General features: G+C 65.3%; 10 protein-coding genes. 7 read left to right on the plus strand and 3 right to left on the minus strand.

Annotated elements, in window-relative coordinates; translation table 11 throughout:
- The gene (locus tag ACN0X7_RS03255) at positions 1 to 1,248 is read left to right on the plus strand and encodes a class I SAM-dependent methyltransferase (RefSeq protein ID WP_417514062.1); all 1,248 of its coding nucleotides are present in this window, start codon (positions 1 to 3) and stop codon (positions 1,246 to 1,248) included.
- 132 nt (positions 1,249 to 1,380) lie between these two features.
- On the opposite strand, the gene ACN0X7_RS03260 is transcribed toward ACN0X7_RS03255, so the two are convergent.
- From ACN0X7_RS03260 to ACN0X7_RS03270, 3 genes are read right to left on the minus strand one after another with little or no spacing between them, the layout of a single operon-like run.
- Positions 1,381 to 2,979, minus strand: coding sequence for a class I adenylate-forming enzyme family protein (locus ACN0X7_RS03260; protein WP_417514064.1), 1,599 nt, complete (start codon positions 2,977 to 2,979; stop codon positions 1,381 to 1,383).
- Between the two features lie 14 nt (positions 2,980 to 2,993).
- Positions 2,994 to 4,202 carry a serine hydrolase domain-containing protein gene (locus ACN0X7_RS03265; RefSeq protein ID WP_417514066.1) on the minus strand — a complete coding sequence of 403 codons (1,209 nt, stop codon included), beginning with the start codon at positions 4,200 to 4,202 and terminating at the stop codon, positions 2,994 to 2,996.
- On the minus strand, positions 4,199 to 4,414 hold the full coding sequence (locus ACN0X7_RS03270) for a YdcH family protein (RefSeq protein WP_417514068.1): 216 nt from the start codon (positions 4,412 to 4,414) through the stop codon (positions 4,199 to 4,201). Before ACN0X7_RS03270 ends, ACN0X7_RS03265 begins: the two co-directional genes overlap by 4 nt.
- Before the next feature lie 155 nt (positions 4,415 to 4,569).
- On the opposite strand from ACN0X7_RS03270, the gene ACN0X7_RS03275 reads away from it, so the two are divergent.
- From ACN0X7_RS03275 to ACN0X7_RS03300, 6 genes are all read left to right on the plus strand, one after another.
- Complete coding sequence (locus ACN0X7_RS03275; protein ID WP_417514070.1) at positions 4,570 to 5,190, plus strand: TIGR02444 family protein; 621 nt, start codon at positions 4,570 to 4,572, stop codon at positions 5,188 to 5,190.
- 57 nt (positions 5,191 to 5,247) lie between these two features.
- Positions 5,248 to 5,475 (plus strand): DUF465 domain-containing protein, encoded by a 228-nt coding sequence (locus ACN0X7_RS03280; RefSeq protein ID WP_417514072.1) that lies wholly within the window; start codon positions 5,248 to 5,250, stop codon positions 5,473 to 5,475.
- Positions 5,476 to 5,560: 85 nt separating this feature from the next.
- Positions 5,561 to 6,565: a phosphotransferase family protein gene (locus tag ACN0X7_RS03285; protein ID WP_417514074.1), complete on the plus strand. Its 1,005-nt coding sequence runs from the start codon at positions 5,561 to 5,563 to the stop codon at positions 6,563 to 6,565.
- 109 nt (positions 6,566 to 6,674) lie between these two features.
- The gene (locus ACN0X7_RS03290) at positions 6,675 to 10,016 is read left to right on the plus strand and encodes a DUF2126 domain-containing protein (RefSeq protein ID WP_417514076.1); all 3,342 of its coding nucleotides are present in this window, start codon (positions 6,675 to 6,677) and stop codon (positions 10,014 to 10,016) included.
- Positions 10,017 to 10,020: 4 nt separating this feature from the next.
- Complete coding sequence (locus ACN0X7_RS03295) at positions 10,021 to 12,606, plus strand: circularly permuted type 2 ATP-grasp protein (RefSeq protein ID WP_417514078.1); 2,586 nt, start codon at positions 10,021 to 10,023, stop codon at positions 12,604 to 12,606.
- Positions 12,603 to 13,514, plus strand: coding sequence for a transglutaminase family protein (locus ACN0X7_RS03300; RefSeq protein ID WP_417514080.1), 912 nt, complete (start codon positions 12,603 to 12,605; stop codon positions 13,512 to 13,514). The genes ACN0X7_RS03295 and ACN0X7_RS03300 overlap by 4 nt, the downstream gene beginning before the upstream one ends.
- Positions 13,515 to 13,555: the final 41 nt, after the last annotated feature.

Raw genomic sequence — 13,555 nt, forward strand, 5'->3', positions numbered from 1 at the left:
ATGACAGAATCCGGCAGTTCCACGCCAGAACGGCAGAACAATCCGACGATCGAGGCACGCCTCTGGCTGCGCGCGCTGCGGCCGATCCTGGCGCGAATCGCGTCGGGCCGGGTGATCCTTCGCCTCCCGGACGGCAGCGAGCAGACCGGCGGATCGGGCGAACCCGTGGCCGAGATCGACATCCATGACTGGCGCACCCTGCGCCGCCTGCTGCTGGGAGGTGAACTCGGCCTCGCCAAGTCATATCTGGCGGGTGAATGGCGCACGCCTGACCTGCTGAAGGTCTTTCAGGTCGCACAGGCCAACATGGCGGGCATCCGCGCGGCGGTGCACGGCACCCTGCTGTCGCGGCTGATCAGCATGACCGGACACCGGCGGCGCGCGAACACCCGGCGCGGCAGCCGGCGCAACATCGCCGCACACTACGATCTGGGCAACGGCTTCTACGAGACCTGGCTGGATCCGACGATGACCTATTCGTCCGCCCAGTTCGAGGACGGGGCCAACGATCTGGAAACCGCGCAGCTGACCAAGTACCGCAGCATCTGCCGCCTGGCCGGCATCAAGGCCGGGGACAGGGTGCTGGAGATCGGCTGCGGCTGGGGCGGCTTTGCCGACGTGGCCACGCGTGAATTCGGCGCGACCGTCGAAGGCATCACCCTGTCGAAGGAACAGCTGGCCTATGCACAGGAACGGGCACGCAGACACGGTTTCGATGACCGCGCCAGCTTTCACCTGACCGACTATCGCGACACCACCGGCGAGTATGACCACATCGTCTCGATCGAGATGTTCGAGGCCGTCGGCGAGGAGAACTGGCCGGTCTATTTCCAGACCGTGCGCGACCGGCTGAAACCGGGCGGGGCCGCCGTGGTCCAGGCGATCACCATCCAGGACGGGATATTCGAGAGCTATCGACGCCGGGTCGATTTCATCCAGAAGTACATCTTTCCCGGCGGCATGCTGCCCAGCCCGCAGAAGTTCCGGGACGGCGTCCGGTCGGCGGGCCTGGCCGTCAACGCCGAGAATTTCTTCGGCGGTTCCTACGCCCAGACCCTGCTGGAATGGCACACACGCTTCAACGACGCGTGGGAGAAGATCGCCGCCATGCCCGGCTTCGACCAGCGGTTCCGGCGCATGTGGAATTTCTATCTGCTGTACTGCACCGCAGGATTCCAGTCCGGCGCCATCGACGTCGCCCACTTTCGCCTGACCAAGCCGAACCAGGACGCTCCGGCATTCGACTGAAACAGCCGGGCACACAATGCGTCACCCCCGGCTTGTCCCATCGGCGTCCGGCGTGGCTTCGGCCATATTCTGGAGGCGCTGCGCGGACCGGGAACCGGCGATCAGCCGGAGATGAGACCGCCTCAACGCGTGTCAGCCGCGCTCGGCGACCTTGCGGCGGATGTCGCCTTTCTGGATCTTGCCGGTCGCGGTCATGGCGAATTCTTCCACGAACTCGACGATGCGCGGCATCTTGTAGGCGGCCATGTGGTCGCGGCAATGCTGCTGAACCTGCTCGACCGTCAGGGTCACGCCCGCTTTCGGCAGGATGAAAACGCCCACTTCCTCGCCGAATATCCTGTCAGGAATGCCGATCACGGCACACAGCGACACCCCGTCCATCATGTAGACGACGTCCTCGACCTCGGTCGAATAGATGTTCTCCCCGCCGCGGATGATCATGTCCTTGGCACGGTCGACCAGAAACAGATAGCCGTCCGCATCCAGATATCCCAGATCGCCGGTATGCAGCCAGCCGCCGCGCAGGGTCTCGGCGGTCGCCTCCTCGCGGTTGAGATAACCGATCATGTTCTGCGGGCCGCGGCTGATCAGTTCCCCGACCTGCCCCTGAGGCACGTCATTGTCCTCCGGATCGACAACGCGGATCTCATTGCCCGGCACGGCCACGCCGACCGAGCCGATCTTGTCGAACGCCTGCGCCGACGACAGGGCGACGATCATGCCGCAGCTTTCGGTCTGGCCCATGCAGTGGACAAGACCCGCATTCGGGAACATGTCCTGCACGGCCTGCAGGCGGTCCATCGCCATCGGGGCCGCGCCGAACCCGATCACTTTCACGCCCGAGAAATCGAGTCGGTCCTTCAGCGGATGCTGTTCCATCATCAGCAGCTGCGACGGCACGGCGAAGAACGCATCGATCCGGTGATCGGCGATCTGCCGCATGGTCCGCTCGGTCTGATAGGTATCGACGATCAGGGTCGCGCCCAGCGTGAAGATCACCAGGAAGAACACATGGCTGGCGATGTGGAACATCGGCGTGCAGGCCAGAAAGCGGCTGTCCGATCCGGTGTGCTCCCAGGCTTCGGGCGACAGCAGCGCACCTGCGATCAGGCTGTGGTGCGTATGGACGACACCTTTCGGCGATCCCGTCGTGCCGGACGTGTAGTAGATGGCGGCGGGGGCGGACGTGCTGATCGTCTCCCGCGACTGCCATTCACCGGCATAGGGCGGCGGCGGATCGCGATCGACCGCGAATCGCGGCAGCTCCCGGTCGGCTTCGGTCAGCGCGTCGTCGATCAGCCTGTCGAACCGCGTCTCCTGCACGATCAGCACCGGATCGGCATCGCCGATCATGTAGGCCAGTTCGCGTGCCACCAGCTTCGGATTGATCGGCACGGCGACGGCACCGGCGGCCAGAATCCCGAAATACCAGATCGGGTAATGGTCTGAATTGTCGACCAGCAGAGCGACCCGCTCACCCGGCTTCACACCGCGTTCGTTCGTCAGCCAGGCGCGTACCGCGTTCATCTTCCGGACGAGCTGCGCATAGGTCAGGATGCGCCCGTGATGCACGATGGCGACCTTCGCGGGCACCTGCGCGGCGGCGCGCGCCACCAGATCCGGAAACGTCATGCGATCCGTGATCCCGTGCTTCATGCGCATTTCCCCGACGAACGCATCGGGCGAGACGCCATAGCGGCGCTCGACCGCGTTCCAATCTTCGACTTTCAAAAAGGTGTCTCCCCTCAAGCGGCCTTCCGCCAGCCGCCGCCCCTGATCTCCATGCCGCCGATGCTTTCGTAGACCGCATCGACGAGCGCCTGCCCGCGATCGTTCAGCAGCAGCCCCTCGCCCATCCGGTTCATGGTGTAGCCGAAACTGATGCCGTTCTCCGGGTCGGCGAAACCGAGGGAGCCGCCCGCGCCGATGTGACCGAACGCCTGCGCCCCGATGATGCCGCCTTCCATGCCCAGCGCCCGATGGTCCATCGACTTCATGAAGCCGGGTCCGAACCGCACGGGGATCTGCAGCGTGGCGTCCAGATTGCTGGCCGCCGAGACTTCCGACATGGCCGCGATCGTGTCCGCGCCGGCCAGCGTGACGCCATCCCAGCTGCCGCCGTTGGCGAACGGCCGGTACATGAACGCCAGCCCCTTGCCGTTGGTGATGCCGCCCGCGCCGCCCAGTTCGGCGGCATGGCCCTCACGCGTGTTGCAGCCGTGCGACAGGAAGCCGCCCGAGTTGAACAGGAACAGATGCGGGATCGAACCCGGCTGGTTCAGCCCCACCTCCAGAAACGGCGGCTGCGGATCGCCGGGCTGATGCCGGCGGAAGATCATCGGCGCGACACGCGGCTCGATCTCCTCGGGCAGGCCGATCCAGAAATCGAGGCCCAGAGGATCGGCGATGTGGTCCTTGAAGAAGGTACCCAGCGACTTGCCCGAGTGACGGCGCACCAGCTCACCCACGGTCCAGCCGAAGGTCAGCCCATGATAGCCGCCGCGCTCGCCGGGCCGCCAGAACGGCTCTTCGGCGGCGAGGCGCTCGCACATGTAGTCCCAGTCGTAGATGCCGTCCTTCTTCAGCTTTTCCCGAATCACCGGCACGCCGACCGTGTGATCCAGCATCATGCGGACGGTGGCGCTTTCCTTGCCGTTCCGGGCGAACTCCGGCCAGATGTCGGCGACCGGCGTGGCCAGGCTGAACCCGCCCTGGTCGATCAGGTGGTGCGCACAGATCGCTGTCGCGCCCTTGGTCGCCGAGAAAACCACCGAGACCGTGTCTTCTTCCCACGGCCGTTCGGTTTCCGGGTCAGCGACACCGCCCCACAGATCGGCAACCACCTCACCGTCGATCGTGACGCAGCAGCTTGCGCCGACCTCGCCCCGTTCGCTGAAATTGGCTTCGAACGCGTCACGGACGGACTCGAAACCCTTCGCCACCTGGCCGTTCATGCGATGATGTCCGGCGACAGCAAGGCTTCCAGCCTGGCGATCTCGTCCTTCAGTTGAAGCTTCCGCCGCTTCATGCGCTGCATCTGCAAATCGTCATATGCACCCTTCTCCCCCAAGGCTTCGATCGCGGCGTCCAGATCGTTGTGGGACAGTTTCAGCTGTCCCAAACGCTGTTCCACCGCAATCCGCTGTTCACCGACCGCTTCGGTCATCAGGTTTCTCCCGCTTTCCGGCCCGCATCCGGTCTGGCATAGTCTACCGGCCCTGACCGGTCATGCTGTTGCCGATCGTAACATGCTGATCGCGTGCGCGAAACGGAACGACGACATCACGATACAAAGGCCGGTTGCGACCGGATGTGGAATTCATGGCGGTATTTTCTTCTGGCGTCTTTCCCCCGAACGAGTTCTGGGATTTTGCCACCCGACTGTACGCACGGGATGACACAAGGGAAGCCTGTCTGGACCTGCAGGAACGGAAGGGGCTGGACGTCAATGTCCTGCTGTTCTGCTGCTGGGTCGCCTCCAGCGGCCGCGGTACATTCCGCCAGGGCGAGCTGGAAGCCGCGCTGGACGCCGTGTCTGAATGGCGCGGCCATGTCATCGAGGTGCTGCGCGAACTGCGCAACCGCCTGAAAGACGGCATGCCGCCTGCCCCCAAACCGCTGTCGGACGACCTAAGGCGGGTGGTGGTGGAGTGCGAACTGCATTCCGAGCACGTCGAGATCCTGATGCTGCACCAGTCGATGACACGGGTCGGCACCGGCACCTTCGACCGGGTTCAGCAACTGGAAGACTGCACGGCGAATCTGCTGCGCTATCTGGTCGAAGCCGGGGCGGGCACGGGCCGGCAGGAACTCTCCGCCATCATCGATATCCTGTGTGCCGCGTTTCCCGAGGAGTCGCGACAGCGGGTCGAGACCACCTGCGGCGGCATGGCGTTCCGCCTGGACGCGGGCGACGACAGTGTCCTGGGCAGCAGCCAGTGAGAATTTTTGCCGATATCCCTTGAAGTGCCCCGGCGTCATGCGCAGGATTACATATTGATGACAGCCGCAGACCGGCTGCCACGTTCAGGCAAACCTTCAAGGGAGCACAACGTGACTGCAAAAACTTCTCTCAACAGACTTCAACAGAAGCACACGGAACTCGACGAAGCGCTGCAGCGCGAAGAGGCCCGCCCTCTTCCCGATGACGCACTGATCTCGAAACTGAAGAAGGAGAAGTTGCGATTGAAGGACGCCATGGCTGCCCGGGAACACGAGGCCGCCTGACGTCTGCAGTGTGTAGAACGATGCGTACCGTTGAAGGCCCTGTCATACTGATGGGGCCTTCTGTATTTTGGGGCGGATGGGGTGTGTGACTGAACTGGAAACCGCGCTTGCCGCGGCGCTGTCGCGCCGGAACGGTGAGCGCCTGACCGTGACCGGGCTGACCCGGCTGTCGGCGGGTGCGTCGCGCGAGGCCTATGCGTTCGAGGCGACCGATTCGTCAGGCGCTGTGCAGAAGCTGATCCTGAAGCGCGATCCGCCGGGCAGCCCACAGGACCCGCAGAGCGACGACAACCGGTTCGGTGCCGACCGGGCGACCGAAGCGGCGATTCTCGATACGGCCCATCGCGCCGGCGTACCGGCACCCGAGATGATCTTTCTGGCCGAACCGGAAGATGGCGTCGGCACCGGCTTCGTCATGCAGGCCCTGGAAGGTGAAACCCTGCCGCAGAAGATCCTGCGCGACGAGAACCTGGACACGGCACGCGCCCGGCTGCCTGTCCAGCTGGGCGAGGCGCTGGCGCGGCTGCACGCGATTCCGCCGGACGGGATACCTGGCCTGAGAACCTTCACGCTGGACGATCACCTGAAGGCCTTCCGGCGGGTGCTGGACGATTACGGTCAGCCGCAGCCCGGCTTCGAATACGGTCTGCAGTGGCTGCACCGGCGGCGTCCGCCCACCGAACCGCTGGTCTTCGCGCACGGCGACTACCGGATGGGCAACATCATGGTCGACGAGTCGGGTCTGGCGGGCATTCTGGACTGGGAAGTCGGTCACCGGGGCGACCGCCATATCGATCTGTCATGGCCATCGGTACGCGCCTGGCGATTCGGTCGTGACGAGACCCCACTGGCCGGCGTCGGACAGCGCGCGGACTTCCTTGCCGCCTATGAAGCGGCGGGCGGAAAGCCCGTCGATCCGACTGTCGTGCATTACTGGGAGGTTCTGGGTACACTGCGCTGGGGCATCATGTGCATGACCATCGGACAGCAGTTCACGTCCGGGCGGGAGCGATCCGTCGAGAAAGCCGTCATCGGACGACGCGTCGCCGAGACCGAACTGGACTTCCTGATGATGATCGATCCGGTCTGAGGCCTGGTTGGCCCCGGGGGGTGTGCGGTTGCTGCGCCTTGAGACTGCCGGGCGTCCCCCCTATCTTCGGCCCTCATACAAAGTCGTTCACTTTTCATAGGTTTTTCATATGCCGATCCATGCGGCGCTCAATCACAAGACCCACTACAATTACGATCGCAAGGTCGCGCTCTCACCCCAGATCATCCGGCTGAAGCCGGCGGCGCATACGCGCACGAAACTGCTGGGCTATTCGCTGAACGTTTCGCCGAAAGAGCATTTCATCAACTGGCAGCAGGATCCGCTGGGCAATTTCCTGGCCCGGGTGGTCTTCCCCGAGCCGGTCGATCACTTCCACGTGGAAGTCGATCTGGTCGCCGAGATGGCCGTGCTGAACCCGTTCGACTTCTTCACAGCCGAATATGCCGAGAAATGGCCCTTCGCCTACGATCCCGACGAGATGGAGCAGCTTGAACCCTATATCGAGCCGGACCCCGTCGGGCCGCTGCTGAACGACCACCTGGCCAGCATCAGCCGTGAACCGATGACGACGATCAATTTTCTGGTGGGCATCAATCAGGATCTGGAACAGCGGATCGACTACATCGTCCGCATGGAACCGGGCGTCCAGACGCCCGAGGAAACCCTCGGATCGGGCAAGGGATCGTGCCGGGATACGGCCTGGCTGATGGTTCAGATCCTGCGCAACCTGGGCCTCGCGGCGCGTTTTGCGTCCGGATATCTGATCCAGTTGAAGCCGGACCAGAAGTCGCTGGACGGACCGTCCGGCACGGAGAAGGATTTCACCGATCTGCACGCCTGGGCCGAGGTCTATCTGCCCGGCGCGGGCTGGATCGGACTGGACGGCACGTCCGGCCTGCTGGCTGGCGAAGGTCACATCCCCCTGGCGTGCGCCCCGCGTCCGACCAGCGCCGCACCGATCACCGGGACGATGGGGGCGGCCGAAGTCGAGTTCAGCCACGAAATGTCCGTGTCGCGGATGTATGAATCGCCCCGCGTCACCAAGCCCTACACCGGCGATCAGTGGCAGGCCATCGACACGCTGGGCAACGAGATCGAGGACAAGCTGCAGGCGGGCGACGTGCGCCTGACCATGGGCGGCGAACCGACCTTCATCTCGATCGACGATCTGGACGGCGCGGAATGGAACACCGAGGCGATGGGGCCGAACAAGCGCCGCCTGGCCTATGATCTGATCCAGCGCCTGCGCAAACGCTTCGCCCCCGATGGCCTGCTGACCTTCGGTCAGGGCAAGCTTTACCCCGGCGAACCCCTGCCACGCTGGGCCTTCGGCCTTTACTGGCGCGGGGACGGCCTGCCGCTGTGGACGGAAGAGCGCGTCATCGCCCGCGAAGGCGAGGACTACAAGCACACCCACAAGGAAGCGCAGAAGTTCATCATCGGACTGTGCGAGCGGCTGAACGTCGATTCGAAATTCGTTCTGCCGGCCTACGAGGACCCGCTGAAGACCCTGGAAGCCGAGCAGGAACTGCCGGTCAACATGGACCCCGATCATCCCGACTTCGAGAAGGAGCGCGATCGCGCCAGACTGGCGCGCGTGCTGCGCAAGGGGCTGGGCACGCCCAGCGGCTATGTCCTGCCGCTGCAGGCCTGGCAGGCGAAGGCCGGTTCCTCATGGATCACGGGGCCCTGGCCGTTCCGGTCGGAGCATCTGTTCCTGCTGCCGGGGGACAGCCCGGTGGGGTTCCGGCTGCCGATCGATGCGCTGCCGCACATTCCCGCATCGCGTTACCCCTATTATTCGCCGGTCGATCCGTTCGCGATCGAGGGCGAACTGCCCGCCCCTGACGCCAGCCGGACGCCGTTCCTGGCAGAGACCCGGGATGGCGGTCACGATGCCCGCGTGCAGCAGCCCCTGCCCGATGCCTCGAAGCAGAGCGCACCGGTCGATGGCGTCAGCAACGAGGTTCGCACCGCGCTGGCGGTCGAACCGCGTGACGGGCACATCAACGTCTTCATGCCGCCGACCGAGTCCGCCGAGGATTATCTGGAACTGGTCGCGGCCTGTCAGGACGTCGCCGCCGAACAGAATGTCCCGATCTATATCGAGGGCTACGAACCGCCGTACGATCCCCGCCTGAACGTGATCAAGGTGACGCCCGATCCCGGCGTGATCGAACTGAACATTCATCCGTCCCCCGACTGGCCGACCCAGCGTGACGTGACGACCGCGCTCTACGAGGAAGCCCGTCAGGCACGGCTGGGAACCGAGAAGTTCATGGTCGACGGACGTCACATCGGCACCGGCGGCGGCAATCACATCGTCTGCGGCGGCGCCAGGCCTGCCGACAGCCCGTTCCTGCGCCGCCCCGACCTGCTGGGATCGCTGATCCGCTACTGGCAGAACCACCCCAGCCTGTCCTATCTGTTCTCGGGCCTGTTCATCGGGCCGACCAGCCAGGCCCCGCGCGTGGACGAAGGCCGCGACGATGTCCTGTACGAACTGGAGATCGCGCTGTCGCAATTGCCGGATCCGGAATCGAACGTGCCACTGTGGATGGTGGACCGGACCCTGCGCAACCTGCTGATCGACCTGACCGGCAATACGCACCGGGCCGAGATCTGCATCGACAAGCTGTATTCGCCGGACGGGCCGACGGGCCGGCTGGGACTGGTCGAGTTCCGCGCGTTCGAGATGCCGCCCCACGCCGAGATGAGCATGGCGCAGCAACTGCTGCTGCGCGGGCTGATCGCCCGATTCTGGGAGCAGCCCTACACCCGGCCCCTGATCAGGCATGGCGACCGGTTGCGCGACCGGTTCATGCTGCCGCACTACATCTGGGAGGATTTCAAGGATATCCTTTCCGAGATGCGTCAGGCCGGTTTTGCCTTCGACGACGCCTGGTACGCGCCGCACTTCGAATTCCGCTTCCCGCGCTACGGCGAGGTCGAATATCTGGGCATGGAGATCGAGCTCCGGCTGGCCCTGGAACCCTGGCACGTCATGGGTGAGGAACCGGGCGGCGGCGGCACGGTCAGATATGTGGACAGCTCGGTGGAGCGCGTTCAGGCCACGGTACGCGGCCTGACAGATCCGGGGCGCTACATGCTGACCTGCAACGGACGGCACGTCCCGCTGCAGTCCACCGGTACCGCCGAGGAATATGTCGCCGGAGTCCGCTACCGGGCCTGGAAGCCCGCATCGGCGCTGCATCCGTCCATCGACGTTCATGCCCCCCTGACGTTCGACCTGATCGACCGCTGGAACGGGCGTTCCATCGGCGGATGCCGATACCATGTCGCGCATCCGGGCGGGCGCAACTACGAGACGGCACCGGTGAATGCCGAGGAGGCCGAGGGCCGCCGCCTGGCGCGCTTCGATGCCTACGGACACACCCCCGGTGCGCCGGGCACGGCTGTCTACGAACGCAACCCGGCGTACCCGCACACGCTGGATCTGCGTGCACCCGTCAGGCCGGCGATTGTCTGACGCGGTGTCCGACACCGTTTCCGATACCGGACTGTCCCACGGCGGCGGTCAGGGCCAGTGGGGCAGTGATTTCCGGCTGGGCTATTCGCCGCCGCCGGACGTCTTCGACGAGATGCTGGGCACAGGCGACGAGGGTCTGCGCCCGCTGTGGCAGGACATCGCCGACTTTCTGGCCGATCTGTCCGAGGTCGACTGGCAGGGGCGCTGGGAGCGCGGGCGTCGCGCCATGCGCCGCCAGGGCATCTCCTACACTGTCTACGGCGCGGATCACGACGGCGGCGCAAGCTGGCGGCTGGATCCCGTGCCGATGGTGCTGCGTGCGGATGAATGGTCCGCGCTGAGCACGGCGCTGATCCAGCGGGCAACGCTGCTCGACCTGATCCTGCGCGACCTGCTCGGCCCGCAGACCCTGCTTTCGGAAGGCCGGATCCCCCCGGCGCTGGTGTTCGGGCATCCCGGCTTCTTCAGGCCAACCGTCAACGCCGAGGCCGCCGATCAGCAGAAGCTGTTCTTCTATGCCGCCGACATGGCGCGGGGTGCGGACGGTCAGTGGCGGGTCATGATGGACCGGACCGAATCGCCGACCGGGTTCGGCTATGCGCTGGCGAATCGCACGATCATGGCGCAGGTCTTTCCCGAACTGCTGCGGTCCATGGACGTCCGACCGGTGAGCGGCTTCTTCGCCTCGGTTCTGAAGGGTCTGCAGGCCGCCGCGCCGCGTGGCCGTGAGGATCCCCGCATCGTCATCCTGACGCCCGGCCGCCACAACGAGACCTATTTCGAGCACGCCTTCATGGCCCGGCAACTGGGCTGCGCGCTGGTCGAGGCCGACGACATGACCGTCCGGGAAGATCACGTGTTCCTGAAGACCCTGCAGGGTCTGCAGCAGGTCGATGTCATCTTCCGCCGCATGGATACGGGGTTCTGCGACCCGCTGGAGCTGCGCGGCGATTCCTCGCTGGGTGTGCCCGGGCTGACCCAGGTGGCGCGGCGCGGCAATGTCTCGATCGTCAACGCCCTGGGATCCGGCATCGTCGAACAGCCGGCCCTGACCCCGTTTCTGCCCGGCCTGGCACGGCAGATGATGGATGAGGAACTGGCACTGCCGTCGGTCGCGACCTGGTGGTGCGGACAGTCGGCAGAGCGCCAGCACGTGATCGATCAGCTGGAACGGCTGGTGGTGAAGCCCGCCTTCCCGCCCGATCCCGGCGAACCCGTCTTCGGCGGACAGATCGATACCAAACGACGTGAAAGCCTGTTGCGTGCCATCGCCGAACGGCCCGAAAGCCATGTCGGACAGGAACTGATGCGCCTGTCCACGTCGCCGACCTGGTCGAACCACGGGCTTGAGCCCCGCGCGGTCATGCTGCGCATGCTGCTCTGCTGGACACCCGACGGCTGGACCGTCATGCCGGGCGGCATGGTGCGCGTCGCCCCCGAACGGCGCGGCAGGGTGGTTTCGATGCAGCGGGGCGGCGGCGCGAAAGACGTCTGGATCCCGGGTGCCAGCGGTCCCGCGGAAACGCCGAGGAAACGCCCGGCCGCGAGCGTGCCGATCCGGCGGAACAGCACCAACCTGTCGTCACGCGCGGCTGAAAGCCTCTACTGGTTCGGACGTTATCTGGAGCGCGCGACGGGCATGTCGCGCCGGATCCGGGGCGCGATCCGCAACGTTGACGAGCGCCTGTTTCCCGTCGCGACCGGCGACGAGAAAGGCGTCATCCACGGCGTTCTGGGTTCGGGCATCTTTCGCCTGCCGGAAGCGGACACCCTGTCCATCGAGGAACTGGTCCAGCATGCCGGTCAGGTCTATCTGGATCCGGATAATCCGAGCAGTCTGGTCAATGTCGCCGACCAGATGCGCAGCGCGGCCGACAACCTGCGCTACATGATGTCCGGCGATACCTGGCTGGCCACGACGCGCGTGCAGGATTCCATTCAGGCCGCGCGCCGCGTGGCAGGACGGCCCGGGGTTCTGGGCGACCGGATCGACGACATCGTCTATGCGCTGCAGTCCCTGAACGGATCGATCCAGGACACGATGCCCATCGGCCATGGCTGGCGTTTCCACGACCTCGGCCGACGGCTTGAGATGGCGCTGCAGATGATCGATCTGCTGGCGGGCACCCTGCTGCGGCCCGAAGCCGCGTCACCGCTGATCCTGACGACGGTGCTGGACATCGCCGACTGCACGGCGACCTATCGGGAACGCTATCGCGATGTCACCGACATGGGCGCGGTGCTGGACCTGCTGATCTGCGATGACGGTCATCCCCGATCCGTGGCGCACCAGCTTCAGCAGATCACCCGTCATGTGGAACAGCTGTCCGAACTGCGCGGCCCCCTGCCGGGCGAGGATCGTCACGTCGCCATCCGGACCTATGCGGCGGTCCAGCTGGCCGACGCACGGGACCTGGCTGACAGGGACGAGGACGGCAGCCGACCCAGGCTGGAGCAATTGCTTGAGATCCTGCTGGGACACCTGCCGCAGCTCAATGACGCGGTCACCAGCCGCTATTTCAGCCATGTTTCCGGCCGGGGCCGACAGCTCGGCATCGGCCTGAACGATACGATCGAAGGCATCGCATGATCTACCGTGTCCGCCACCGGACGGCCTACCGCTATGCGGATACGGTGATGCTGTCGCACCATCTGCTGCATGTGACGCCGCGCGCGACCCCCGCCCAGGTACGCATGGAAACGCGGCTGGAGATATCGCCCGCTCCCGCCGAACAGCCGCTGCGGCAGACGGACTACTACGGCAACGAGATCGCCGTTTTCAATCTGGCGACGCCGCACGACCGGTTCGTCGTCGAGAGCACCAGCCTGATCTCGGTCAATCCGCCCGCGACACCGGACCCGACCGATACGCCGGCCTGGACGGAAGTTGCGAAATCGATTCAGGAAAATCTGGAGCCGTCGAACTATGCGGTTGCCGATTTCGTCGGGCGTCACGAGTTCTCCGACATCATCGAGCAGCTTCGCGACTACGCCGCGCCCAGCCTGTTGCCGGACCGTCCGCTTCTGGACGCCGCGATGGATCTGAACCAGCGCATCTACAAGGACTTCGTCTACGATCCCAAGGCGACGGACGTGACCACATCCGTGGCGACCGTCCTGCAGAAGCGGCGGGGCGTCTGTCAGGACTTTGCGCACCTGATGATCGCCTGCCTGCGGTCCTTCGGACTGCCGGCGCGCTATGTCTCGGGCTATCTGAGAACCCTGCCCCCGCCGGGCAAGCCACGCCTGATCGGTGCAGACCAGAGCCACGCCTGGGTCAGCATCTTCATTCCGGAAGCGGGCTGGATCGATCTCGATCCGACGAACGCCTGTCTGGCGGGCGGCGATCACATCACGCTCGGCTGGGGCCGGACCTATGCCGACGTCGCACCGGTGCGCGGCGTGATCACCGGCGGCGGCGAGCATCAGTTGAAGGTCGAGGTCGATGTGGCCCCGCAGGACAGCGATCCCGCGCCGCCTGACGAACTGGTCGCCTGAGACGGCGCTTGGCGTGTTCCAGCATCTGATTGAATCGGTCA

This window comes from Minwuia sp. (assembly GCF_048263705.1).
Lineage (GTDB): Bacteria > Pseudomonadota > Alphaproteobacteria > Minwuiales > Minwuiaceae > Minwuia.